We start from the raw sequence: 23924 nt of genomic DNA, 5'->3' as shown, positions 1-23924 counted from the left end.
CCTTTAGTAACTCCATTCTTCGTCAGTTAATTCTCTGATGCCTTCTCCCACTTTTGAGCAAATTAACTGATCATTTGTGAAACTTTCTTCTAATTTGTTTAAGATGTCAGACATTTGTGATTGTCTACATAATACTTTTACATTCGGTCCAGCGTCCATTGTAACATAACAAGGGATGCCATTGTTACGAATTTCTTTAACTTTATTGATTGCTTTAACACTATCTGGTTCCCAGTAAGAAATAGGAGGAGTTGCACCAAGCATGGTGGCATGCATTTTCATTCCATTAGATTCAGTAATTTCTCCCAATCTGATAAAATCTTTTTCGTGGATGGCTTGTTTTATGTCGATTAAATCCTTTTTAGCTTCTGTAACCCATACTGGATAGAAAGGAGATGTATCAACTGTTTGTCTCATTCCAACACGACTTGAAAGTTTTTTTTGTTGTTTGTTGATAGCGATAATAATCATACCTAAATCCCATGAAGCATCATCAACTTCAATCGCGTGGCTGGTTTCAGATAGGTTTCCTTCACCCATATTCCACTCAACTAAACCACCATAAATACTTCGTGTTGAACTTCCGCTTCCTTGACGAGCATAGGTAGAGAGTGTTTGTTTATCAAGATTTAATTTCCAAGCACTGTTTGCAGCTCCAGCAAGTGCAGCAAAAGCTGATGCTGAGGAAGCTAGTCCAGCAGCTGTTGGTACATGATTATAGCTTTCTACTTTAGCAAATGTATTATCTTTTGCAGTTTCACGAAATAAATTTAAAAATCGATTTATTTTTGTTGTTTCAGTTTTATCTTGCTTTATACCATTTAAATAAAACACATCTTCGGTCAAAGTATCATCAAGTGTAACGGATGTATCGGTATAAAAAGCATCTAAAGTTAATGATAAGCTGCTATTCATAGGTAAGAATAATTCATTATTTCTTTTTCCCCAATATTTAATTAATGCAATATTCGTATGAGCACGACATCTGCCGATATTTTTCATAAATGGTCACTCATTTCATATACCCATGTTTGTTTTGCACCAAAATCTTTTAACGTTTGGGCAATTTCATGAGCTGATTTTTTATCCATTGCTAATGCTATCATACATCCACCGCGTCCGCCACCGGTTAGTTTTGCACCAAGTGCGCCGTGAGTCATGGCAGCATCAACTAGTCTATTTAATGATGGACTGGACACACCCAATTCTTTTAAAATTTGGTGTGCTTGAGACATGTAGGAACCAAGTTCTTTAGCACGATCTGATTCTAAAGCGATTCGTCCTTTGTCTGGTAAAGATCCTAATGTATGGATTAGTGCAAGTGTATGCTCTTTAGTGTTTCCTTTTAGTTTATGGCTAATGCTTTCAACCGCTTCTTTTGTTTGTCCTGTTTCACCAGTATCTGCTACGACAAGATAAGCACTCAACATCATGTGAAGAGGAACTTCCAACTGTCCTTTTTTAAAATAGTAAGGAGTTGAAGAACTGGTCATTAGAGCATCCAGTCCACTTGGATTTCCGTGAGCAATTTTTTCAGAAGTATTTACTAAATCAAGTAGTTTTTCTTGTGTTAATGACACGTCAAAGTAATCAAAAATCCCTCTAATGGTTGCAACAGCAACTGCAGCACTTGACCCCATTCCTCTTTCAGCAGGAATTGAGCTGTTAATGGTAATGTCTAATGGGTAGGATTTTTGATTTAATGTTTTTAAACTGAGATGAATCGCTTCTTTTAAGCTATCTAATAACTCAGGCATGTCACCTAATAATCCAGTGTAAAAATCACACGAAATAGTTGGTTCTTGGATTGCTTTTTTGACAATTGTTTGAATCGATGTTTTAGGAAAAGGTATAGCAATCGATGGATAATTATAAACTACTGCATGTTCACCTAGTAGAATAATTTTACCATGAGATTGTCCAATTCCGAATTGTTTTGGTGCCATGTACAAACTCCTTTGATAACTTGTCATGTTTCATAAAATTGAATCTCTTATAGCATAATACAATAAATGGCTATATAACAACTAAAACTAGCAAATATTTTATAAATTCTTATATTATTTTTAGAACAAAACAAATAATGTACTAAAATTAGTTTTATGTAATATATCTCTGTTGATAGTTATTTAATTAAAAAGAAATACTCGCATGAATAAAAATATTGTATTAATGATTTTATGGTCTATATTAGCAATTTTGTCTGATAGTTACTTTTTAAATAAAACATAAAAAACTTCCTACTAATCTGACTCACATCAGCTTAGTAGAAAGTTTTGTTTATTATTCAGTTGCTTCTTGTAAGATATTGATTTTTTCGATTTTGATATCTTTTTTCGGTTTATCATTTTCTCCTGTTTCGGATTTTGCAATTTTATCTACAACGTCCATACCCTCTATAACTTGGCCGAATACAGTATGCTTTCCATCTAGGTGAGGTGCGCCGCCTTTTTTATAAGCATCGATGATTTTTGCAGGCACATCTTCAGCTAACAATCCATCAGACATATCATCGCTATTTTGAACGATGAAGAATTGACTGCCATTTGTATTTGCACCAGAGTTTGCCATAGATAGAGCACCTCTTAAGTTATACAATTGATTTGAAAATTCATCTTCAAATGGTTTATCCCAAATACTTGAACCGCCAGTACCATTTCCCTCAGGATCTCCACCTTGAATCATGAAATCATTTATTACACGATGAAAAATAAGTCCATTATAGTATCCATCTTTAGCGTGTGTCATAAAGTTTTCAACTGCTTTTGGTGCAATTTTAGGGAACAATTTAATTTTAATTGATCCTTCAGTTGTCACCATTTCAACTAAGTCTTCGTCTTTTGCTACTTCTGTTGATAATTGTGGTAGCTCTAAAGAATTAATATCTACGGATTCTGAAGTTGCTGTACTTGAAGCAGCTGTTGATTGTTCTGTTTTACTTGTTGCAGTGTCTTTTTTTGCTGAATCGTTATTACCACAAGCTGAAAACAAAGCCAATGATAAAAGAAGAGTTGTTGACGCTAATAACAATTGTTGTTTCTTCATTATAAAAAAGCCTCCATATAATAGTTTGATTTGTAAAGTCTTTATAATAGTAACAGACTTTAAATAACTTTCCAAATAGAAAAGGTGGTTTAAATGGTAAGTTTTTAAGAATGATAATGAAAACATGATGAAAAGTCGTATCAATATACATTCAATGATATACTAATACTTGTTAACAAATATATAGGAGGCGTTAGATATGTTTAAAGAGTATGGTCCTCTTAGCACAATGATGTATCAGAAAACAAAAGCAGTCGGTCAATCCTTGGATGGTGATATTGACTATTATTACGATTTTTTACAAGATGTGAAGGGAAGTATTCTGGAAGCTGGTGTTGGAACAGGCCGGGTTCTTATTCCATTATTAGAAAAAGGACTAAATGTTGAAGGCGTTGATGTGTCGGAAGACATGTTATCACAATGCAAAAAAAATATGGAGGCATATTCTGTGTCAACATTTGTTTATCAACAAGATTTGTTTGACTTATCATTAAATCAAGAATATGAAGCGATTATTATGCCGACTGGAAGTTTTTGCTTATTAGAAAAAGATAGAATAGAAAAAGTTTTAAAGGGATTTTATCACTGCTTAAGTTGTAAGGGGAAAGTGATTTTAGATTTAATTGTCCCGAATGATTTTAAAAAAGGAAAAATCACACAATCTAAAATTGATTTATCTAATACTGAGACTATTATATATACTCATTACGATGAATCCATCGACTGGATTAGTCAACAAACAACCTCTATTGACAAGTATGAATTAATAAATGAAGGTAAAGTAGTTGAAACAGAGTATTCCCATTTTACTTTATATTGGTATGGTTTAAAAGAATTTGAGTGGTTGATACAGTCATTAGGATTTAAATTAATTAAATATGATGATGGATACAATCGAGGCGTTCCGGGTATTGTGACTGCGATATTGGAAAAACAAGATGAATGATTTTTAACATGTTTTATTATGAAAGTATGAAACGTGGTAGACAAATAAAAAACGAACAGATACAATAGAAAAGAGATTTTTTAAAGAAAAGAGGTGGACTAAGATGTCCATGTTTTTAGATCAAGTAACGATTGACGTAAAAGCCGGTAATGGTGGAGACGGTATGGTGGCATTTAGACGAGAAAAATATGTTCCAGACGGTGGACCAGCTGGTGGAGATGGTGGTCGTGGTGGAAGTATTATATTTCAAGTAGATGAAGGTCTACGTACGTTAATGGATTTTAGATACAATCGACATTTTAAGGCAACTCCTGGTGAGCATGGTATGAGTAAAGGCATGCATGGTAGAGGGGCTGAAGATACATATGTCAGCGTTCCCCCAGGTACAGTCGTAAGAGATGTTGAAACAGGTCAAGTTTTAGGTGATTTGTTAGTTAAAGGGCAAACACTTTTAGTGGCTAAAGGTGGACGTGGTGGACGTGGAAACATTCGTTTTGCAACACCAAGAAATCCAGCACCTGAAATATCTGAAAATGGTGAACCAGGTCAAGAAAGAAAACTAGAATTAGAATTAAAAGTTTTAGCAGATGTAGGGTTAGTAGGATTTCCTTCAGTTGGAAAATCAACGCTATTATCTATCGTATCAAAAGCTAGACCAAAAATCGGTGCATATCATTTTACAACGATTGTCCCAAACTTAGGGATGGTCACAACAAGTGATGGGCGTAGTTTTGTTATGGCAGATTTACCAGGACTGATCGAAGGGGCTTCAGAGGGTGTTGGTTTAGGAACCCAATTTTTACGTCATATTGAAAGAACTCGCGTAATTTTACATGTGGTAGATATGAGTGGAATGGAAGGGCGAGATCCATTTGAAGACTATTTATTGATTAATAAAGAGTTGGAATCTTATGATTTACGTTTAATGGAAAGACCGCAACTTATTGTTGCTAATAAAATGGATATGCCAGAAGCAGAAGAAAATTTGGTTGAATTTAAGAAAAAATTAGCTGAGTTAAAAACAGATGAATGGGAAGATGATATTAAAATATTCCCAATATCAGGTGTGACGCAACAAGGTGTGGCACCGTTACTAAATGCTACAGCAGATTTATTAGAAGTAACGCCAGAATTTCCTCTTTACTTTGAAGATGAAGAAGAGGAAGATGTGGTTAACTATACATTCAAAGAAGATGAACCAGAGTTTACTGTCTCTCGTGAAGATGACGCAACTTGGGTCTTATCAGGTGATAAATTAGAAAAACTATTTGTTATGACAAACTTTGATAGAGAAGAAAGTACCATGAAGTTTGCTCGTCAGCTACGTGGCATGGGTGTTGATGAAACACTTCGAACTATGGGAGCAAAAGATGGCGATTTAGTTCGCATCAAAGACTTTGTATTTGAATTTGTTGACTAAAAGAAGTGAGAAAGAGATATTCTTTCTCATTTTTTTGTTTTAAAGGTGCGATACTCTTTAAAAATTGATACAATAGTTGGTAGTAAAAAAGAATGAAAGAAAAGCAGGGGAAAAATGGAACTACAATTTTTAGGAACAGGTGCAGGTGTACCTGCCAAACAACGTAATGTGACAAGCATTGCTTTAAAGTTATTAGATGAAAGAAACGAAGTATGGTTATTTGATTGTGGAGAAGGCACGCAGCAACAGATTTTAAATACAACCATTCGACCTCGAAAAATTGCTAAAATATTTGTGACACATTTACATGGTGATCATATATTGGGATTACCTGGTTTAATCAGCAGTCGGTCATTTCAAGGTGGAACAGATAAACTTGAAATATATGGTCCTAAAGGAATCAAAGACTATATTGAGTTGAGTCTGAAGATATCTGACACACATTTAAAATACCCGATTAAATTTATCGAAATTGAAAAAGAAGGACTTATTTTTGATGACAAGACATTTAGTGTGTATTGTGATTATTTGGACCATCGAATTGAGTGCTTTGGGTATCGTGTTGTTGAAAAAGATTATCCAGGGGAATTAAACGTTCAGAAATTACGTGACGAAAACGTCATGCCAGGTCCAATTTATAAAAAAATTAAAGATGGTGAAATCGTTACTTTAGAAGATGGTCGTACTATTGATGGAAAAGACTACTTAGGACCAGATATTAAGGGCCGAGTTGTGACGATTCTTGGTGATACAAGAACGCATCCGAATTGTTATACATTAGCTGAAGGAGCAGATGTTTTGGTGCATGAAAGCACATTTAGTGCATCAGAAGGTAAACTTGCCCGTAATTATTATCATTCAACGAGTTTACAGGCAGCAACTGTAGCGAAAAAAGCAAATGCTAAACAGTTATTTTTAACTCATATCAGTGCCCGGTATTTAGGAAGACAAGCTTTAGAATTACAAACTGAAGCACAAACTGTTTTTAAAAATTCAACCATAGTTAAAGATTTTGATGTATTTGATATTCCTTTGGTAAAATAAAAGGAGGAGATATTTTGTCAGTAAAAACTTTAAAAAATAAACTGGTTTTAATTACTGGTGCTTCTAGTGGATTGGGTGAAGCAATCGCTTATGAAGCAGCTAAAAAAAATGCGTCACTAATACTTTGTGCTAGAAATGTAGACAAGTTGCAAAAAGTCGCAAGGACTGCGCAATCTATGACTCGTGGAACTGTTATGATAAAACAGCTTGATATTAGTGATTATACAAGTGTTGAAAACTTAGTGAGCTATCTTGATAAAGAAGAGATAGTTATTGATGTCCTTGTTAATAATGCTGGAGTTGGAATCTTTAAGCCGTTTATTGATACAAAACAAGAAGACATTGAGTTAATGTTTTCAGTTAATGTGTTAGGACTTATGACTCTAACACAAAAAATTGCTTTAAGAATGATTGAAAACAAAAAAGGGCATGTGATCAATATTGCGTCTCAAGCTGGAAAAATAGCGACACCAAAATCGAGTGTCTATGCTGCTACGAAGTTTGCCGTGCTTGGCTTTTCAAATGCATTACGTTTAGAATTAAAACCATTTGGGATTCATGTTTTAACAGTCAATCCAGGACCAATGAGAACAGCCTTTTTCGATACAGCAGATCCAACAGGTGAGTATTTGAAACAAGTATCAGGCTTTGTCACAGAACCAGAAAAACTTGCGAAAAAAGTAGTTGATAACTTTGGAAAATCCAAAAGAGAAATCAACACACCTTGGATTATGGAAGTAGGTAGCATTGGTTATACACTATTTCCAAGGTTAGGGGATTTTTTAGCAGGTGGATTGTTTAATAAAAAGTAAGGGGTTGAAGAAAATAAAATGAAAAACACAACGAAGACGATTGTTATTTTGTTATTACTATTTGTAGTCGTGTTGTTTGCTGTAATAAATGCTCAACCAATAACGATTAATTTTATATTTACCAAGCAACGTGTACCACTTGTTTTAATTATTATATCATCTGTTATCATTGGTGCGATTATTACATTAATTGGGACAATGGGGACTATTTGGAAGAAAAATAGAACGGTTAAAGAGCTAAATAAAAAACTTGAAGATTTAAAAGCTAGTCCACTTGATGACACCAGTTCAGAATATTTATCAACGTTAGAGGAAAAATATAAAGAAAGCCAGTTAGAATTATCAGATTTACGTCATAGACTAGTTAATCAAATGATGAGTACCCCAGCTGATCCCAACTCAAGTACACAAACAAATGAGTTAACAGAAACGATGAAGGATTAGTTTATGTTACGAACGGAAAAAAGGGAGTTTCATCAGATTAATTATCGGATTCTATTACCAGTTTTCTTTCTAAGTATTATCGGATTGATGTCAATGTATGTGGCAATCAGTGGTGAGTACTCTTCAACAGATGTTTTAAAAAAAATGTTACAGCAAGTACTCTGGTATGCCATTGGAGGAGCTTCATTGTATGTAACAATGATCATTAAACCAGAAATTATATGGAAACTAACGCCATATGCTTATATCTTAGGTTTGATTTTAATGATGTTATTATTATTTGTTTATGATGTCCCACTTGCGTTAGAAACCGGATCTAAAAATTGGTTTCGTTTTGGGTCAGTAACATTTCAACCAGCTGAGTTGGTTAAGATTTTATATATTTTGATGTTGTCTTATATTGTGACAGGTCATAATCAAATGTATCAAGTACGAGATATAAAAACAGATGGATTACTAGTAGGAAAAATGCTTTTAGTAACGTTACCTATTGCTATTTTGTTAAATCTACAAAATGATTTTGGTACGATGCTGGTCTTTTTAGCGATACTAGGTGGCGTGTTTTTAGTATCTGGTATTTCGTGGAAAATAATTTTAGCTGTGGTAACACTTGCGCTATTTTTAGGATTGATATTGATATATTTAGTCACAACAGATAGCGGTAGAGAATTTTTATATAAATTAGGATTCAAAGCTTACCAATTTGCTAGAATAGATGCCTGGATTGATCCTTTCTTTGATCCGAATAACCAATCTTATCAGCAAGTACAGGCCTTATTAGCCATTGCAACAGGTGGTTTTTTTGGTAAAGGATTTAATGTGACAGATATCTATGTTCCAGTGAGATCATCAGACATGATTTTTTCAGTAGTTGCAGAAAATTTTGGATTTATTGGAAGTGTATTTGTTATCTTGATGTACTTATTGTTAGTATATCGTATGATTAAAACTTGTTTTGAAACAAAAAATGTTTTTTTCTCATATATTACAGCAGGTGTTGTGATGATGATTGTATTCCATGTTTTTGAAAATATTGGGGCAAATATCGGTTTATTACCACTTACGGGAATTCCGCTTCCATTTATTAGTCAAGGTGGATCAGCTTTGTTAAGTAATATGATAGCTGTTGGCTTGGTGATGAATATGACATATCATTATACATCGATAAAAATTAAAAGGCAGCGATTATAGTTATATTCTATAGTCGCTGCTTATGTTTTAAGATGTTTCGTTTGTTGAAAAAATAATACTAGCCTGTTTATGGCTAATATGGTGTTGAGAATTATCCTTATTAATCTTAAATATAATTAGTTCATTAAATTCATCAATATCTATTATAGTGATAGTGTCACCAATTGATAGATTAATGCTGTCAAGATAAGTTAAGACTGACACATCGTCCATAACTCGGCCAATAATAGGAGTGTCGCCAATACTAAATTGGGTCAAGGGAATAATTGCTTGTTCTCTGTAGTTGTCTTGTGTTGGTATGATACCACCATGGGGACAGTTGGTTGGATTTCCTAAATAATCATATAATCTATTAAAGAATACGGAGTCTTTAACATGTTCTAGTTCTTCAGATAGGTGATGCAAATCGTATAAAGAATATCCTAATTTATCGTATAAAAAGGTTTCGATAATTCGATGGTTTCTAATGATAATAATCGTTTGATTTAATCCTTCAAGAGTCAATTTTGCTCCAGTATACGGTTTATACTCAATCAATCCATCTTTTTGTAGCTTTTCAACCATTTCGCTAACAGACGCAGGGGATACATGAAGATGTTGGGAGAGTGTTTTATTTGAAACAAATTCGTCAATGCCATTGTTCTCATAAATCGCTTTTAAATAGTCTTCTTTATTGGAAGATCTTGACATAATTGTCCCTCCTACTAATTAATTGCTAAAATATATTAACTCATTTATTTTATCATAAAAACTGAAAATATATCAGTAAAAAGGAAATTTGTCCCCTTTTTTTTAATAATTGATATGCTATACTAGATACGTACAAAATAAGGGAAGTGAAGGTGAGAAAATGACTACATTTTATTGGTACCCAAAATGTTCTACATGTAAAAAAGCCATTGCTTGGTTAGACGAGCACCAGATTGATTATAAATTAATCGACATGATTGAAACACCACCTACAAAAGAACAGCTTGTTTCTTGGATGGAAACAAATGATTACCCAATTCGCCGTTTTTTTAATACGAGTGGAGTAAGATATAGAGAACAACACTTAAAAGATATGGTAAATGATTTTTCTAAAGAAGAGGCTGCAACACATTTAACTGCTGATGGCATGTTGATTAAGCGTCCTATTTTAGAATTAGGCGATAAAGTGTTATTAGGATTTAAAGAATCAGAATATGAAGAGTTATTGTTAAAATAATAAAGGATGTGTTGGTATGTCAGAAGAAACATTATGGGTGAAAGAAGTATCAGAAGGTAAAAAAGTTGGCTTAACATCGACTGCTCAAGATGATTTAGGAAGTATCACATTTGCGATGTTACCAAAAGTTGGAAAAGAAGTAATAGCAGGTGAACCAGTTGTGGAACTTGAAGCTGAAAAAGCAGTTGTTGAGTATGACTCTCCTGTTTCTGGAGTGGTTGTGTCAATCAATGAAGCAGCAGAAAAAAATCCCAAGCTATTAGATGAAAAAGATGCTTGGTTATATATTGTAAAATAAAAAATCCGCAACGAGTGTTGTGGATTTTTTATTTTTTATCTTCTGTTTTTTGATTAACTGAAAAATTGACAGTTGTTGTTTCTTTCTTTACTTCAGGTGTATTTTTTTTATCTTCTTTTGGTTCAATGGCAAATTCTTCAAACATTTTTTCTAAAGAATCTTTTTTCTTAAATGTTAATCCCATCTGTTATTCTCCCTTCATCTTTGGTTGAATGTAATGATTAGGTTGATGTTTGTAAGACTCAAATAACGTCTTTTTATTGTATAACCAATCTACCATTGTTTTACCAATAATTGGCCCAGTTGTCAACCCAGATGAACCAAGCCCACTTGCTACTAGTAAATTACTTAGGTTTTCAACTTCACCAAAAAATGGTAGGAAATCAGAAGTATAAGCACGTGTTCCTACACGGTAACTATCAATGCCATAATCAGCTAGTTGACCAACTGTTTGAGTCGCTATTTCTTTTAATTGGTTGAGTAACTTATTTTCTGGTGTTAAGTCAAAGCCTTCATCATTTTCATGTGTGGCACCGACTAATATTTTTCCATTGTAAAAAGGAATGATATCTGATTCCCCAACAGGCATGATAACTGGTAAATCAGTTGTTTCTATATCTGTTTGGATTTCGATTAATTGTCCTTTTTGAGGTCTAATATCAACTGATAGGTTTAATGATTCGAGTAAACGAGGTAACCACGCCCCAGCGGCAATAATCACATCATCCACCACAACAGAGTCTTCATCTGTTGTGATAACCCATTTATCATCAGAAATAGATAGATTAGTAACACGCGTTTGTTTTAACTGCTTCTTTTCCTTTAATAAATGATGTATGTTTTTAACTAAATTTTCTCCGTCAATTTTTGCACCACCTGTAATAAAGAGAGCATCCTCATCAGATGTGACAAAAGGGAATTGCTCTTGAATATCTTTACCAGATAATCTTTCAATCTCGCCAATTTCAGGGGCTTCTTTGCGTCTATCATAAGCAATTTTTTCCAATTTATCCAATAATTTTGGTGTCTTTTTATAAAGTAAAGTACCTGTTTTTTTGTAGATTTTTTTTGTATCTAGATATTTAGCTAAATCACTCATATAGTCAGAGTAAAATTTAGCCCCTTCTCGAGCTAAAAAATACCATTCTTTGTTTCTTCTTTGAGATAGCCAAGGGGAAATAATACCTGCAGCCGCACTACTTGCTTGTCCTTTGCCATCATCAAACAATAGCAACTCAACTTCTGGATCGTTAGAAAGATAAAAGGCAGCAGTCGACCCAACGATTCCGCCACCTATAATTCCGATTTTGCGTTTTATTGACATAGTATCAAATCCTTATCACTTATTTACTTGGATAGAATGGTTCGACATGGACATCAATATCAAAAATCTCATATTTTTCTTTTAAGTCACTCTCTAGATTATCCACTAGATGGTGACTTTTTTCTACCGTTAAGTTTGGGTTCATTGATACAACAACATCTAAAAAGACATTAGCCCCTAAACTTCTTGCACGGATACTCACGACATCCATGATTCCATCCATTTTAAGGATATCATCTTTATATAAAGCTAACAAATCTTTATCAAAGCCATCGGATAAATAAAATGTACTTTCCTTAAAAATTTCAAAAGCTGTTTTCAAAATAATGCAGCCAATAATAATTGCTGTTAGTGTATCAAGCCATCCTAGTTTAAATGATGCGGCAAAGACAGCGACAGATGTACCAATACTTGTAAGCATGTCACTCAAATTATCTTTGGCAACCGCATGAAGTGCTTGGCTATTATTTTTTTGAGCAATTTTTTTATTGATAAGATACACTCCATACATAATTACAGCTGAAAATAATCCAACGTAAGCAGCCAGTTGACTAGGTTGTTCCATTTGCTTGTCAATAACCGAGTGAACACCGTCCATCACAACTTGAACCCCAACAGCAAACATAATTAGTGACGTTAATAAAGACGCGACATTTTCGGCTTTCCAGTGTCCATATCGGTGTTCGTTGTCAGCAGGCTTTCTTGATAACTTTAATCCAATTAATACTGCAATTGAAGCGATCATATCAGTAAAGTTATTTAACCCGTCAGCAGATAGAGCTTGTGATTGTCCATAATACCCTGCAGCCAGTTTAATAATAGCTAGGAAGATATAGGCAAATATCGAGATGATTGCTCCTTTTTCAGCTTGTTTGATTTCATTTATCCTTTTTGTCAATAAACTCACTCCTTAAATGATACGAAGGCAAGTATATCAGACAACCTATCATTTAGAAAAGATGGAAAAAAATATTAAGGCGCCCTAAAAAATAAAATAAAAAGCCCCAAAACTTATTGGGACTTAACCAGCGGGATTAATTAAAACACCATTGATATTGTGAACAGTGGTTAAATTGATATGATCATCGTACCGTTCATCGGTGCCTTTTCTTGAGAAATTGAGATACAAATCATTACCACTATAAACAAGTTCAAAAAATTCCATGTCGTCATAAACAAAGCGTTCAGAGTTATTATAAATGATAATTATTTTACCTTCTGAGATATACATATGTGATGAAAGAATACTATTTTTCAAATCAATTAGTGAATGTTTTTTTACCATAATCATCTCTCCTTTAGCGTAGTGTATCATAAAAAGTTTGATTGATAAAATAATAGAAAACTAAAATGTTAGTTTTTCAGTGCGATCAAAGGCTTCTTTTAAAACGGGGATATCTTGTGTTGCGGCCAGTCTGATAAAGTTTGTTCCACTTTCTCCAAATGCTTGACCTGGAATAACTAAAACTTGTTGTTCTGTTAGTAATTTTTTAGCAAAATCAACAGAATTTAATCCTGTTTGACTAATGTTGATAAAGGCATAAATACTTCCTTTAAGTGAATGCAAAGTCATAAAAGGAATGTCTTTCACACGTTTTTCGATGTATTCTAGTCTAGTTTTAAATAATTCTACGACATCTTTTGATACAGCTTGATAGTTATCAAGTGCATAAATACCAGCACGTTGAGAAGGGGTAGGGGCAGAGTAAGTCACATCTTCAGATAACAAATGACAGGCATCATTAATGTATTTGGGCGCAATCATATAGCCTATTCTCCAACCAGTCATAGCAAAAGTTTTTGAAAAACTACTAAATGTTATGGTGTTCTCAGGAGCAAGAGATGCTATTGGTGTAAATTCTTCACCAAACGTGAATGCTTCATATACTTCATCTGATAAGATAAATAAATTATGTTTTGTTGCAAGTTCCGCTATTTTCGTTAGTGTTTCTTTTGAAAAGACAGCACCTGTTGGATTATTTGGCGAATTGATAATAATTGCTTTTGTTTTTGGTGTGATAGCGTCTTTTAAAATAGTTGGATCAATTTGGAACCCATCTTTTTCATAAGTGGGAATAATAACTGGTATACCACCAGCTTCAATGACTTGTGTTTTATAAGGAGAAAAATATGGTTCATGTATAATCACTTCATCACCTTCGTTTAGTAGAACTTGAAGAGTTAAATACATTCCTTGTAAGGCACCTACAGTAGCGCGTACTTGATTTTTTTCAAATGTTAAACCATATTGTGTTTGGTAAAAATTTACCACACTTGTTAGAAAATCATCGCTACCATCAGAGGCGGTATAGTGCGTGTGTCCATTTGCCACATCTTTAAATGCGGCATCGATTATTTCTTTAGGTGTTGTAATATCTGGGTCTCCTATAGAAAGATTAAGTAAGTTTGGTGTTTTACTCGCTAAGTCTGTAAACTCCATTAATAAGCTTTCATTAGGTAGTTGATAATAAGTATTTAGCATGTTTTTATTCATTGATATCCCCCTTAATAATAAAAAGTCAAAGGCTTAACCTTTGACTTCATTTTATAGTACTTTTTCTAAAAAGTCTTGTGTTCTGTCATTTTTTGGGTGTAAAAAGATGTCTTCAGGTGTGCCTTCTTCTTGAATCACACCTTTATCCATAAAAATCACTCGATCTGCTACTTCCCTGGCAAATCCCATCTCGTGAGTCACGACGACCATCGTCATCCCTTCTTTAGCTAAGGCATTCATAACCGCTAAAACTTCACCAACCATCTCAGGATCTAGCGCACTTGTTGGTTCATCAAACAACATGACATCTGGATGCATCGCTAGGGCACGCGCAATCGCGACACGTTGTTGTTGACCTCCAGATAAACTTTTTGGGTATTGATTGGCTTTATCTTTTAGTCCAACACGTTCAAGTAAAGCAAGTCCTTCTTTTTCTGCTGTTTCTTGTGACTCGTTTTTAACTTTTACTGGGCTAATAGTCAAATTTTCTAACACTGTTTTATGTGGGAAGAGGTTAAAGTTTTGGAACACCATACCCATTTTTTGACGTAGTTGATTGATGTCTATTTTTGGATCAAGTAGGTTGGTTCCCTCAAATTCAATCACACCACTTGTCGGTGTTTCAAGTAAGTTTAAACAACGTAGAAACGTACTTTTTCCGCTACCAGAAGGACCAATCACCACAACCACTTCGCCGGCTTTTATATCTAAATTAATTCCTTTTAGGACATCATTATCACCAAAGGATTTTTTTAAATCATGTATTTTAATCATTGGCACCAATTCTCCTTTCAGCTACACCTAATGCACGAGATAAGGTAAAGGTTAATACAAAATAAATCAATGATGCAATTAAAATCGGTAAGAATGGTTTGAAACTTGCACCACGTACCACACCTGCTTGGAACATCAATTCAGATACCCCAATCACTGATACGACAGAGGATTCTTTAATAACTGTCACAAACTCGTTACCTAAAGCAGGTAAAATATTTTTAATCGCTTGAGGCATGATAATGTATCGCATCGCCTTTTTCTGACTCATTCCTAGAGATCGTGCCGCCTCAGCTTGTCCTTTATCAACGGCGTTTAACCCAGCACGAATGATTTCAGCCACGTAAGCGCCACTATTTAGAGATAGTGCCACGCAACTTGAAGCGAGTGCACTTAAATTAATTCCTAACACATTTAATCCAAAGAAAACTAAGAAAATTTGAACCAGTAAGGGAGTTCCACGAACGTATTCGATGTAGATGACTGAAATCCATTTAAATAATTTATTTTTAGAGCGTTTCATTAATGCAAGTAGCGTTCCTAATACACTACCACATAACACGCCAACAAATGCTAAGAAAATTGTATAACCTGTCCCTTTAATGTAGTAGGGAGCGTATTTTTTCATAAAAGACTCATCTTGGAACATATAAGGAATGACTTTTTGTTTATAGTCTTTCATTAAATCTTTATCATTAATTTCTTTGATAGACGTATTCACTAGATTAAGAAAACCAGGAGCATTTTTTTGTAGTGCAACGGCTGTTCCTTTGTCAGCATTATCTAGTTTAATGTCAGCAAACATTAAAGAGTCATCTTGTGTTAAGTAAGCTTCAGCAACAGGTTCTTCGATTACAGCCGCATCAATTTTCTTTTGTTGAAGTTGTAGAATAATATCAGGCACTTGTTGTAAAGAAACGGTATTAGCTTTTAAGTCATTGTTGGCTAATTCCTCCTGCATGGATTGAACTTGAGCCCCAACTTTGATTCCATTAAAGTCATCAACGGTTTTAAATTTATCTTGATCTTCTTTTCTAATGACAACTTTTTGTTGAACAGTCATGTATGGATCAGAAAAATCAACTTCCTTCAAACGTTCAGGAGAAGGAGACATACCAGAGATAATTAAATCAATTTTGCCAGTTTTAAGAGCCCCAATTAAAGCGTCAAATCCATATTCCTCTACTTTTAATTTAACCCCCATATCATCAGCAATTTTTTGAGCAATCAAAATATCTGTTCCGACAACTTTATCTTTACCATCAACTGTAGCATGAAATTCATACGGAGCGTAATCAGCAGATAGGCCAACTGTTAGCACCCCTTTATCCTTTATTCCTTTTAAAATGGCATCTTCCTCGGCTAATGAATGAAGAGGAAATAGAAAAGCTGTAAAACTTATAAAGAAAACAAATAATAGCGATAGTTTTTTATTTATGAATTGTTTCATTAAAATACTCCTTTCTTTTTGATCTTGGGTCTAATTATATACGTCTTATAATTAATATGCAAGTTTTTTTGAATAAATGTATAAAAATGATGTTTATTCAGTATTTTCGTTTTTTTTATACATTCCTTTTAAACCATTATGAATTTAAAATAATAAGATTAGAAAAAAATGATAAAACAATTGATTTTTTCTAATAAAACAGATAGAATAAATTTCATTAGTTATAAGAGGAGGAGTAGAATGAGTAAAAGAATAAAAGTAGGATTAGCACTAGTTAGTGCAGTTTGGTTATTAGCATCTTGCGGAGGAAATAATACGAAAAAACAAGAATCATCTAACGGAAAGATTGAGCAGGTTGCTAGATTAGCTATTCCACAAGAGGTAGCTTCAATTGATCCGGGTAATGCTACGGATTTAGTTAGTTTTGGTGTGATAAATCAAATTAATGAAGGTATTTATAGATTGGATGAAACAAACAAACCTACCGCTGCTGGAGCAAAAGAATTAGCAACCGTCAGTGAAGATGGATTAGAATACACAATTAAACTAAGAGAAGATGCAAAGTGGAGTAATGGGGATCCTGTTGTAGCAGATGATTATGTTTATGCATGGCAGCGAGTGATAGATCCTAGTACCGGTGCAGAGTATGCTTACCTTTTTGAAAATGTAAAAAATGGCTCAGAAATTATAGAAGGTAAAAAACAACCAACAGAATTGGGTATAGAAGCAGTGAATGATTATGAATTAAACATTACATTAGCTAATGCGACACCTTATTTTGATTATTTATTAGCTTTTCCAACATTTTATCCATTAAATAAAAAAGCAGTGGAAGAATATGGGAAAGACTATGGTAATTCAAGTGATAAAACAATTTATAATGGACCATTTGTCTTAACTAACTTTGATGGACCAGGTTCAGATGTGGAGTGGTCTTATGAAAAAAATCCTAATTATTGGGATAAAGACAATGTGAAAATGGAAAAAATCGATGCTCAAGTTGTAAAAGAAGCCTCAACAGCACTCAATTTATATGAAGATAATCAACTAGATGATGTTACTATTAGTGGTGAATTAGCTCAACAATATCGTGAAGATACTGATTTTGTTGGGGTGCCAGACGGAAGAACGATTTACTTAGAAATGAATCAAGAAAGAAAAAATAAACACTTTGAAAATGTTAATTTACGTAAAGCTTTATCGTATGCAGTAGACGGAGAAGCTATTGTTAACAATGTTTTAGGGGATGGTTCTCAGTCTGTTAAAGGTATTGTTCCTAAAGGATTGGCATCAAATCCGGAAACAGGGAAAGATTTTGTTGAAGAGTCAGGGGAATACAAGGAATTTAATGAAAAAAAAGCGAAAGAGTATTTTGAAAAAGCTAAAAAAGAGTTGAATATTGACACACTTAACTTTGAAATCTTGACAGATGATAACGATTCAACCAAAAAAATTGCCGAATATATTCAAGGAGCATATAAAGATGTCTTAGGGATTGAAACTGAAGTGGCTGTTGTGACAAAACCTATTCGTCTTGATCGTACGACAGCGGGTGATTTTGATATGGTAGTAACTGGATGGGGAGCTGATTACAATGATGTTAGTTCATTCTTAGACTTATTTGTTACAGGGAATAGTTACAATAAAGGGAAATATTCAAATTCTAAATATGACAAACTGATTGAAGAAGCTAGAACAACGAATGCTACAAATTTAGAAGCAAGATGGCAAAATTATTTAGATGCTGAAAAAGTATTACTAGGTGAGGATTATGCTATTATTCCACTGTATCAAGTAGTAGAAGGACATCTTATCAATCCTAAAATCAAAGGATATGTTCGTCATACTGCAGGAGCACCTTATGATTATAAATGTATGTCAGTTGAATAGGTAAACAATTTAACATCGAAGAATTATTCTTCGGTGTTTTCTATTTTGTTACCGTATAAAATATTATTGAAGAATATGTTAAATAAGAATAATATTTGCTATAATTCAATAGAAAGAAAAATGTAGATTATATAAAAGGAGGCGTGTTTGTATGTTACCTCAAACAGGAGAAGTTATTATGAATTGGTTACCATATATTGGCATTGCACTTATTGTCGTTGTAGCCTTTTTATTTTTTAAGAAGAAAAAATCTAATGATGATGAAGAACAAGATGAACAATAAAACAAGAAGCACCTTCTTAGGTGTTTTTTTGCTATAAAGAATAGGAGAGATAACATGTCAAAACTACTAGAACGCTTTATTGCGTATGCAAAACTAAATACTCGCTCAGATGCCACAAGTCAAACAATCCCCACAACTCAAACGCAAGTTGAATTTGCTATGATATTAAAAGAAGAGATAGAAAAAATGGGATTGGAAAATTGTCATTATAATGAAAAGAATGGGTTTTTAACAGCTAAGTTATCAGGAAATAGTACTAATAAAACAAAAGCAGTAGGATTTATTGCACATTTAGATACAGCAGACTACAATGCTGAAAACATCAACCCACAAATTTTTGAACACTATGATGGAAAAGATGTTGTACTAAATTCGGAAAAAAACATCGTGATGAAAATCAGAGAATTTCCTAACTTAACAGATTATATTGGCGAAACGTTGATTACAACAGATGGCACAACATTACTTGGAGCAGATGATAAGGCTGGTATTGTCGAGATATTAGAGATGTTAGATTATTTCATTGATCATCCTGAGATTGAACATGGAGATATTTATGTAGCATTTGGCCCTGATGAAGAAATAGGGACTGGAGCAGATCACTTTGATCCATCCTTTTTCCCCGTAGATTATGCTTATACAATAGATAGTGGCCGTATTGGTCATTTTGAGTATGAAACATTTAATGCAGCTCAGGCGACTATCACAATAGATGGGACAAGTGTCCATCCAGGGACGGCTTATGGCATGATGGTTAACGCCTTAAAAGTAGCGATGGCGTTTGACGCTCATTTACCACAACTAGATGTACCGGAAAAAACACGAGGTTACGAAGGATTTTACTTGTTGCACGATTTAGAAGGAAGCATCGACTTTGCAACAATGACTTATATTATACGCGACCATGATACAACGCGTTTTAATGAGCGAAAAAATTATATGACAAGATTAGTAGATGAAATGAATAAAACGCTTGATAGACCAAGATTGTCTGTAAATATGATTGATCAGTATTTTAATATGAAAGATATCATTGAACAGGATATGACAAGTGTTGATGTGGCAATTGAAGCAATGAAAAATCTGGCTATCACTCCAATTATTACTCCATTTAGAGGTGGAACAGATGGCTCTAAGATATCGTTTATGGGAATACCAACCCCTAATATTTTTACAGGTGGGGAAAACTTTCATGGTCAGTACGAATTTATTACGTTAGAGTCAATGCAGACAGTTGCTAAAACGTTGATTGAAATTATCAGATTGAGTAAATAAAAATAGGGAGAATAGACATGGCGGAGAAGTTATTAGATTGTGTAGATTTAACTATTGAGCAAGAAAATGATTTAAAAAATACATTTCCTAATATAGAAATCATTAAACTTAATGAACTAACCCAATAAAACACTGAAGACATAACAATTATGTATGGTTGATCGAAATATTTACCAGACATTGACCAGTTTCGTTAGTTGAAATGGGTGCAAACTTTGTCAGCGGGTGTTAATTACTTACCTTTGGATAAATTAGAGCGTAATAGCATTACTGTTACCACAACTAGTGGCATACATGGTCGTCAAATGACTGAAAGTGTGTTGGGAATGTTATTTAGTTATACACGAAATATACGTCAATCTATTTTAAATCAAGAAAAACGTGAATGGGGTATAACAGAAAAAGGAACAGACTTAGTTGGAAAAAAGTCATGATATTTGGTACAGAGAATATCGCAAGACAAATAGCCAAAACGTTACAAGTCTTTGATTGCGATGTATTTGGCATAAATCGAAGTGGTAGAGTAGTAGAGGGATTTACTCAAACATATTCATTTGAAGAAGGTAAGGAGATTCTTCGTACAGTAGACATTATGATAAATCTAATGCCAGGAACGCCAGAGACTTATCATTTTTTTAATGATGGTTCATTTTCGAATATGACAAACGGGGTTATCTTTATAAATATAGGACGAGGTAGCTCTGTAGACACTAGAGCCTTGATTAAGCATATCAAATCTGAAAAAATTGGGTTTGCCGCTCTGGATGTTTTTGAAGAAGAACCACTCTCTAAGGACAGTGAATTGTGATGTTTAGAGAATGTATTAATCACCCCGCATATTTCAGGTGCTACTGATAAATATAATGAAAGAGCGTTTAACGTTTTGATGGACAATTTATCTCATTTTACTCATCAAGAACCATTAAAAAATAGGGTTGATTTAGAGTTAGGTTACTAAATAAATATAGTAGAACCCACTTATGAAAATAAGTGGTTTTTTGTAATAAATTGGTATGAATGTCATATATAATTGACAAATAGAGAAGGAAACGTTGTAGTAAATTTAGTCATATATATATGTCTTTTTAAGAGAGGGAATCATGAACCGAATAAAAGAATATCGTAAACAAAAAAGTTGGTCGCAAGCTGAACTAGCAAAACGAGTCGGTGTTGCAAGACAAACAATTAATTTAATTGGAAATACCACCTACAATCCATCGCTAGATTTATGTATAAAGATAGCAAGAGAACTTGAAACAGATTTAAATACATTGTTTTGGAATATGGAAAATGATGAGTAAAAAAATGAAACAAACAGAACAAAAATTATTAAAACATTTTGTAGGACTTATTGACGACAGAGATGAATACCAATAAAAAATGATCTATAAAGTATTAGCAGATGCTAATATGATTACATTTATATTATTAACTATGTCCATGATGATTAGTTTTATCTAGGATGCTTGGCATCATATTATTTCATTAGGAACTATTTTTTTATTTCTCATTCAGCAATTTAATTCATATTATATTCTATTAAAAATATGATGTTGTTAAAACAGAAGTTTTTGATGATGAAACATATCAAAAAGAATTAAAAAAGATTAAACGAGGAGCAATAATAGCGGGTATTAATTGGGGGATTTTTATGTTTGGGTTGATGGAATTTCTATTTCCGCTTATTTTACATGAGCCAATCGAGTTGAAATGGTTTAATATTGGTGTATGGGTAGTAACGAGTACGATGTTTGGTGGTTCGATGTATGTAGTAGGTAAGGGAAAACTAAAACTAGTTAAAGAATAAAGAAAACGTGAGAACATTTAAAAAATGGCCTCACGTTTTTATTAATAGTTTTTAACACAAACGACTTCTGGAGCAAAAACATCTTTTTGTAAGAGAGTTAATAATCCAGTGTCGTTGTTTCTTTCAAAAAGTGTTAGATTATCAGAGTTTTGATTAGCAACTACGATGAAATCATCAGTTTTTGATAGATTAAAATCACGAGGAAAATCACCTTCAACCGAAATCCATTGTAAGGTATTTAGAGCTTTGCCATCTTCAGATATACCATAAACAACTAATGAATTATGCCCTCTATTTGACGCATATAAAAACTTACCGTCTTTAGAAATACGAATAGCAGCTCCACCATTAAAGCCAGTATGTGTCTCTGGTAAAGTTGAAATAGTTTGTAATTCTTTAAAACTACCAGTGCTAGCATCATAATCTAATACTAGAACATCGCTTGATAACTCACCGAAAAGATAAGCAATAGGTTTAGTTGGGTGAAAGACAAGGTGACGAGGTCCAGTTCCAGGAGATACGATAAACTTTGCTACTTCAGTTAATTTACCCTCATTGTCTACATCATAAGTATAAACCGTATCATTTCCTAAGTCGCAAACCACTAAGCGGTTATCAGGTGTCAAGTCAGCGTAATGAACGTGAGGCCCATCTTGATTTTCATGAGGTCCATGTCCATTATCTTGGATTTTGTCAGCCAATGTTAAAGAGCCATCTTCTGAAATTTTATAAGAGTACAAAATTCCTTGGTGATAATTAGCACCATAAACAACTTGACGTTTATTATCAACAGCGACATAACAAGGTGGAGCTCCCTCAAGCATGACACGGTTTAATAAAGTGTAAGTCCCATTATCATTTTGTTTATAGCTAGCAACGCCACCCAAATCACCTTCTTTTGCTACAGCATAAAGAATATCATTATCTGATACATCCAGATAAGTTGGGTTGTCTTCACTGATTAAGTGAGTTAATTGAACAAGTTCTTTCTTTTTTGTATCCAAAGTGATGTCATAGATTCCTTCACTTATTCTTCTAGTATATGATCCTAATAAAAATTTTTCCACACTACACATTCCTTTCAAGTTGATAAATATATTATAACATAGAATGTTTTATTCTTAACTTTGAAACAGATGTTAGTGGTTTATGTACTAAAGACACAAGTTTAAGACATATTTTTAACTTGTTTCTTTGTTACATTATATAGTAAGATGTTCAATGAAGACTATGATGGAACAAGGAAAGAGTAAGGTAGATAATGAAAAAAAATAAATCAAAAAAACCAACAAAATCAAATGGATTTCAACAGACCAAATTTACTGTTACTGAGGACGCTGAGTTGTTACCATTTTTATTAATTAATATTAATAAAAGTCGTAACTCAGTAAAATCAATCTTAACAAGAGGGCAAGTAGCAGTGAATGGCAAACCAACAACAAAACACAATGATAAACTAGTCAGTGGAGATGTTGTGAGTATTCAAAGCAATGAGTCATTGATGAAAGAAAAAGCGTTGGTTGGTTTGAGTGTTGTATATGAAGATGATGATATTATTGTCATTGATAAAGAAGCGGGATTGTTATCAGTTGCGACAGATAAAGGAAACGAACCGACTGCTCACAATCAATTAATGGGATATGTGAAACGTGACCATCCGAAAAATCGTATTTATATCGTTCATAGATTGGACAAAGATACATCGGGTGTGATGCTATTTGCTAAGAAAGAGTCAGTGAAGCATAAGTTACAAGAAACGTGGAAAGATTCAGTACAAGAGCGTCTCTATACAGCTTTGGTAGAAGGGGAAGTAACAAAAGATAAAGGTACCATTACATCATGGTTGACTGAAAGTAAAACCTTTAAAGTCTATTCAAATCCACATGACAATGGTGGTAAAAAAGCAGTGAGTCATTATAAAGTAACACGTAAAAATAATGACTACAGCCTATTAGAGGTTTCTCTTGATACTGGTAGAAAAAACCAAATCAGAGTTCATATGGAAAGTATCGGACATCCAATTGTTGGGGATAAAAAATATGGTGCAACGAGTAATCCGCTAAAACGATTAGGGTTACATGCTACGACACTAGTGTTTACACATCCAACAACTGGTAAAAAAATGGTGTTCAAATCAAAAGTTCCTCGCTCATTTATAAAGAAAACACAAGCCTCGAAATAGAAAAGTAGGAGTTAGAAAATTAATTTTTCTAGCTCTTT

The 23924-nt window shown here is 33.6% G+C and carries 28 protein-coding genes; 16 read left to right on the top strand and 12 right to left on the bottom strand.

The genetic code is table 11. From position 1 onward, the window contains the following. Positions 1 to 3 precede the first annotated feature (3 nt). The 3 genes from mvaD to BHY08_RS07365 form a co-directional block, all read right to left on the bottom strand. Positions 4 to 1002 (bottom strand): diphosphomevalonate decarboxylase, encoded by a 999-nt coding sequence (gene mvaD, locus BHY08_RS07375; RefSeq protein WP_071457255.1) that lies wholly within the window; start codon positions 1000 to 1002, stop codon positions 4 to 6. Continuing rightward, entirely contained in the window at positions 999 to 1946 is a 948-nt protein-coding gene (gene mvk, locus BHY08_RS07370) for a mevalonate kinase (protein ID WP_071457254.1), read from the bottom strand. The genes mvaD and mvk overlap by 4 nt, the downstream gene beginning before the upstream one ends. A gap of 337 nt (positions 1947 to 2283) precedes the next feature. Further along, on the bottom strand, positions 2284 to 3045 hold the full coding sequence (locus BHY08_RS07365) for a peptidylprolyl isomerase (protein WP_071457253.1): 762 nt from the start codon (positions 3043 to 3045) through the stop codon (positions 2284 to 2286). Positions 3046 to 3244: 199 nt separating this feature from the next. Between BHY08_RS07365 and BHY08_RS07360 the strand changes: the two genes are divergently transcribed. The 6 genes from BHY08_RS07360 (at position 3245) to BHY08_RS07335 (ending at position 8902) form a co-directional block, all read left to right on the top strand. Next, positions 3245 to 3991 (top strand): class I SAM-dependent methyltransferase, encoded by a 747-nt coding sequence (locus BHY08_RS07360; protein ID WP_071457252.1) that lies wholly within the window; start codon positions 3245 to 3247, stop codon positions 3989 to 3991. Between the two features lie 103 nt (positions 3992 to 4094). After that, the gene (obgE, locus tag BHY08_RS07355) at positions 4095 to 5411 is read left to right on the top strand and encodes a GTPase ObgE (RefSeq protein ID WP_071457251.1); all 1317 of its coding nucleotides are present in this window, start codon (positions 4095 to 4097) and stop codon (positions 5409 to 5411) included. Between the two features lie 114 nt (positions 5412 to 5525). Then, entirely contained in the window at positions 5526 to 6455 is a 930-nt protein-coding gene (gene rnz / locus BHY08_RS07350) for a ribonuclease Z (protein WP_071457250.1), read from the top strand. 11 nt (positions 6456 to 6466) lie between these two features. Then, positions 6467 to 7267 carry an SDR family NAD(P)-dependent oxidoreductase gene (locus tag BHY08_RS07345; RefSeq protein WP_071457249.1) on the top strand — a complete coding sequence of 267 codons (801 nt, stop codon included), beginning with the start codon at positions 6467 to 6469 and terminating at the stop codon, positions 7265 to 7267. An 18-nt stretch (positions 7268 to 7285) separates the two neighbouring features. Beyond that, positions 7286 to 7711, top strand: a complete 426-nt coding sequence (locus tag BHY08_RS07340) for a lipopolysaccharide assembly protein LapA domain-containing protein (protein ID WP_071457248.1) — start codon at positions 7286 to 7288, stop codon at positions 7709 to 7711. 3 nt (positions 7712 to 7714) lie between these two features. Continuing rightward, positions 7715 to 8902: an FtsW/RodA/SpoVE family cell cycle protein gene (locus tag BHY08_RS07335; protein WP_071457247.1), complete on the top strand. Its 1188-nt coding sequence runs from the start codon at positions 7715 to 7717 to the stop codon at positions 8900 to 8902. Positions 8903 to 8929: 27 nt separating this feature from the next. On the opposite strand, the gene BHY08_RS07330 is transcribed toward BHY08_RS07335, so the two are convergent. Further along, a complete protein-coding gene (locus BHY08_RS07330; protein WP_071457246.1) occupies positions 8930 to 9592 on the bottom strand; it encodes a metal-dependent transcriptional regulator in 663 nt (220 codons plus the stop codon). A gap of 160 nt (positions 9593 to 9752) precedes the next feature. Here BHY08_RS07330 and BHY08_RS07325 point away from each other — a divergent pair, with 160 nt between their 5' ends. Beyond that, the gene (locus BHY08_RS07325) at positions 9753 to 10109 is read left to right on the top strand and encodes an arsenate reductase family protein (protein ID WP_071457245.1); all 357 of its coding nucleotides are present in this window, start codon (positions 9753 to 9755) and stop codon (positions 10107 to 10109) included. A 16-nt stretch (positions 10110 to 10125) separates the two neighbouring features. Then, positions 10126 to 10407: a glycine cleavage system H family protein gene (locus BHY08_RS07320; RefSeq protein WP_071457244.1), complete on the top strand. Its 282-nt coding sequence runs from the start codon at positions 10126 to 10128 to the stop codon at positions 10405 to 10407. A 28-nt stretch (positions 10408 to 10435) separates the two neighbouring features. Here the strand turns inward: BHY08_RS07320 and BHY08_RS11125 are convergent, their stop codons facing one another. The 7 genes from BHY08_RS11125 to BHY08_RS07290 all read right to left on the bottom strand — a co-directional run bounded on the left by BHY08_RS11125 (position 10436) and on the right by BHY08_RS07290 (position 16449). Beyond that, on the bottom strand, positions 10436 to 10591 hold the full coding sequence (locus BHY08_RS11125) for an SPJ_0845 family protein (RefSeq protein ID WP_169817675.1): 156 nt from the start codon (positions 10589 to 10591) through the stop codon (positions 10436 to 10438). Between the two features lie 3 nt (positions 10592 to 10594). Beyond that, complete coding sequence (locus tag BHY08_RS07315) at positions 10595 to 11731, bottom strand: NAD(P)/FAD-dependent oxidoreductase (RefSeq protein ID WP_084657219.1); 1137 nt, start codon at positions 11729 to 11731, stop codon at positions 10595 to 10597. Positions 11732 to 11750: 19 nt separating this feature from the next. Then, a complete protein-coding gene (locus BHY08_RS07310) occupies positions 11751 to 12629 on the bottom strand; it encodes a cation diffusion facilitator family transporter (RefSeq protein WP_071457243.1) in 879 nt (292 codons plus the stop codon). A gap of 123 nt (positions 12630 to 12752) precedes the next feature. Then, positions 12753 to 13016, bottom strand: coding sequence for a hypothetical protein (locus BHY08_RS07305; protein ID WP_071457242.1), 264 nt, complete (start codon positions 13014 to 13016; stop codon positions 12753 to 12755). A 60-nt stretch (positions 13017 to 13076) separates the two neighbouring features. Beyond that, positions 13077 to 14225, bottom strand: a complete 1149-nt coding sequence (locus BHY08_RS07300; protein ID WP_071457241.1) for a pyridoxal phosphate-dependent aminotransferase — start codon at positions 14223 to 14225, stop codon at positions 13077 to 13079. A 51-nt stretch (positions 14226 to 14276) separates the two neighbouring features. After that, positions 14277 to 14999 carry an amino acid ABC transporter ATP-binding protein gene (locus BHY08_RS07295; RefSeq protein ID WP_071457240.1) on the bottom strand — a complete coding sequence of 241 codons (723 nt, stop codon included), beginning with the start codon at positions 14997 to 14999 and terminating at the stop codon, positions 14277 to 14279. Continuing rightward, positions 14992 to 16449 (bottom strand): ABC transporter substrate-binding protein/permease, encoded by a 1458-nt coding sequence (locus BHY08_RS07290; RefSeq protein ID WP_071457239.1) that lies wholly within the window; start codon positions 16447 to 16449, stop codon positions 14992 to 14994. Before BHY08_RS07290 ends, BHY08_RS07295 begins: the two co-directional genes overlap by 8 nt. 240 nt (positions 16450 to 16689) lie before the next feature. On the opposite strand from BHY08_RS07290, the gene BHY08_RS07285 reads away from it, so the two are divergent. From BHY08_RS07285 to BHY08_RS11010, 7 genes are all read left to right on the top strand, one after another. Then, a complete protein-coding gene (locus tag BHY08_RS07285) occupies positions 16690 to 18339 on the top strand; it encodes a peptide ABC transporter substrate-binding protein (RefSeq protein ID WP_071457238.1) in 1650 nt (549 codons plus the stop codon). A gap of 151 nt (positions 18340 to 18490) precedes the next feature. Further along, the gene (locus tag BHY08_RS10785; RefSeq protein WP_084657218.1) at positions 18491 to 18622 is read left to right on the top strand and encodes an LPXTG cell wall anchor domain-containing protein; all 132 of its coding nucleotides are present in this window, start codon (positions 18491 to 18493) and stop codon (positions 18620 to 18622) included. Between the two features lie 54 nt (positions 18623 to 18676). Continuing rightward, positions 18677 to 19897, top strand: a complete 1221-nt coding sequence (gene pepT / locus BHY08_RS07280; protein WP_071457237.1) for a peptidase T — start codon at positions 18677 to 18679, stop codon at positions 19895 to 19897. A 206-nt stretch (positions 19898 to 20103) separates the two neighbouring features. Continuing rightward, complete coding sequence (locus BHY08_RS07275; RefSeq protein ID WP_157093650.1) at positions 20104 to 20331, top strand: Rossmann-fold NAD(P)-binding domain-containing protein; 228 nt, start codon at positions 20104 to 20106, stop codon at positions 20329 to 20331. Next, positions 20328 to 20705 (top strand): NAD(P)-dependent oxidoreductase, encoded by a 378-nt coding sequence (locus tag BHY08_RS07270; RefSeq protein ID WP_071457235.1) that lies wholly within the window; start codon positions 20328 to 20330, stop codon positions 20703 to 20705. Before BHY08_RS07275 ends, BHY08_RS07270 begins: the two co-directional genes overlap by 4 nt. Before the next feature lie 292 nt (positions 20706 to 20997). After that, complete coding sequence (locus BHY08_RS07265) at positions 20998 to 21198, top strand: helix-turn-helix transcriptional regulator (protein ID WP_071457234.1); 201 nt, start codon at positions 20998 to 21000, stop codon at positions 21196 to 21198. A 350-nt stretch (positions 21199 to 21548) separates the two neighbouring features. Continuing rightward, on the top strand, positions 21549 to 21704 hold the full coding sequence (locus BHY08_RS11010) for a hypothetical protein (protein ID WP_157093649.1): 156 nt from the start codon (positions 21549 to 21551) through the stop codon (positions 21702 to 21704). 41 nt (positions 21705 to 21745) lie between these two features. Here the strand turns inward: BHY08_RS11010 and BHY08_RS07260 are convergent, their stop codons facing one another. Then, positions 21746 to 22771 (bottom strand): lactonase family protein, encoded by a 1026-nt coding sequence (locus BHY08_RS07260; protein WP_455344727.1) that lies wholly within the window; start codon positions 22769 to 22771, stop codon positions 21746 to 21748. 194 nt (positions 22772 to 22965) lie between these two features. On the opposite strand from BHY08_RS07260, the gene BHY08_RS07255 reads away from it, so the two are divergent. Then, a complete protein-coding gene (locus tag BHY08_RS07255; protein ID WP_071457233.1) occupies positions 22966 to 23886 on the top strand; it encodes an RluA family pseudouridine synthase in 921 nt (306 codons plus the stop codon). Positions 23887 to 23924 lie beyond the last annotated feature (38 nt).

Source organism: Vagococcus teuberi, assembly GCF_001870205.1.
GTDB lineage: Bacteria > Bacillota > Bacilli > Lactobacillales > Vagococcaceae > Vagococcus > Vagococcus teuberi.
This window is presented reverse-complemented; position numbering and strand designations above follow the sequence as displayed.

Bases quoted from the DNA above. Each gene is read 5' to 3' on its own strand.
- mvaD (WP_071457255.1), bottom strand. From the start codon at position 1,002: ATGAAAAATATCGGCAGATGTCGTGCTCATACGAATATTGCATTAATT.
- mvk (WP_071457254.1), bottom strand. From the start codon at position 1,946: ATGGCACCAAAACAATTCGGAATTGGACAATCTCATGGTAAAATTATT.
- BHY08_RS07365 (WP_071457253.1), bottom strand. From the start codon at position 3,045: ATGAAGAAACAACAATTGTTATTAGCGTCAACAACTCTTCTTTTATCA.
- BHY08_RS07360 (WP_071457252.1), top strand. From the start codon at position 3,245: ATGTTTAAAGAGTATGGTCCTCTTAGCACAATGATGTATCAGAAAACA.
- obgE (WP_071457251.1), top strand. From the start codon at position 4,095: ATGTCCATGTTTTTAGATCAAGTAACGATTGACGTAAAAGCCGGTAAT.
- rnz (WP_071457250.1), top strand. From the start codon at position 5,526: ATGGAACTACAATTTTTAGGAACAGGTGCAGGTGTACCTGCCAAACAA.
- BHY08_RS07340 (WP_071457248.1), top strand. From the start codon at position 7,286: ATGAAAAACACAACGAAGACGATTGTTATTTTGTTATTACTATTTGTA.
- BHY08_RS07335 (WP_071457247.1), top strand. From the start codon at position 7,715: ATGTTACGAACGGAAAAAAGGGAGTTTCATCAGATTAATTATCGGATT.
- BHY08_RS07330 (WP_071457246.1), bottom strand. From the start codon at position 9,592: ATGTCAAGATCTTCCAATAAAGAAGACTATTTAAAAGCGATTTATGAG.
- BHY08_RS07325 (WP_071457245.1), top strand. From the start codon at position 9,753: ATGACTACATTTTATTGGTACCCAAAATGTTCTACATGTAAAAAAGCC.
- BHY08_RS07320 (WP_071457244.1), top strand. From the start codon at position 10,126: ATGTCAGAAGAAACATTATGGGTGAAAGAAGTATCAGAAGGTAAAAAA.
- BHY08_RS11125 (WP_169817675.1), bottom strand. From the start codon at position 10,591: ATGGGATTAACATTTAAGAAAAAAGATTCTTTAGAAAAAATGTTTGAA.
- BHY08_RS07315 (WP_084657219.1), bottom strand. From the start codon at position 11,731: ATGTCAATAAAACGCAAAATCGGAATTATAGGTGGCGGAATCGTTGGG.
- BHY08_RS07305 (WP_071457242.1), bottom strand. From the start codon at position 13,016: ATGGTAAAAAAACATTCACTAATTGATTTGAAAAATAGTATTCTTTCA.
- BHY08_RS07300 (WP_071457241.1), bottom strand. From the start codon at position 14,225: ATGAATAAAAACATGCTAAATACTTATTATCAACTACCTAATGAAAGC.
- BHY08_RS07295 (WP_071457240.1), bottom strand. From the start codon at position 14,999: ATGATTAAAATACATGATTTAAAAAAATCCTTTGGTGATAATGATGTC.
- BHY08_RS07290 (WP_071457239.1), bottom strand. From the start codon at position 16,449: ATGAAACAATTCATAAATAAAAAACTATCGCTATTATTTGTTTTCTTT.
- BHY08_RS07285 (WP_071457238.1), top strand. From the start codon at position 16,690: ATGAGTAAAAGAATAAAAGTAGGATTAGCACTAGTTAGTGCAGTTTGG.
- BHY08_RS10785 (WP_084657218.1), top strand. From the start codon at position 18,491: ATGTTACCTCAAACAGGAGAAGTTATTATGAATTGGTTACCATATATT.
- pepT (WP_071457237.1), top strand. From the start codon at position 18,677: ATGTCAAAACTACTAGAACGCTTTATTGCGTATGCAAAACTAAATACT.
- BHY08_RS07270 (WP_071457235.1), top strand. From the start codon at position 20,328: ATGATATTTGGTACAGAGAATATCGCAAGACAAATAGCCAAAACGTTA.
- BHY08_RS07265 (WP_071457234.1), top strand. From the start codon at position 20,998: ATGAACCGAATAAAAGAATATCGTAAACAAAAAAGTTGGTCGCAAGCT.
- BHY08_RS11010 (WP_157093649.1), top strand. From the start codon at position 21,549: ATGTTTGGGTTGATGGAATTTCTATTTCCGCTTATTTTACATGAGCCA.
- BHY08_RS07255 (WP_071457233.1), top strand. From the start codon at position 22,966: ATGAAAAAAAATAAATCAAAAAAACCAACAAAATCAAATGGATTTCAA.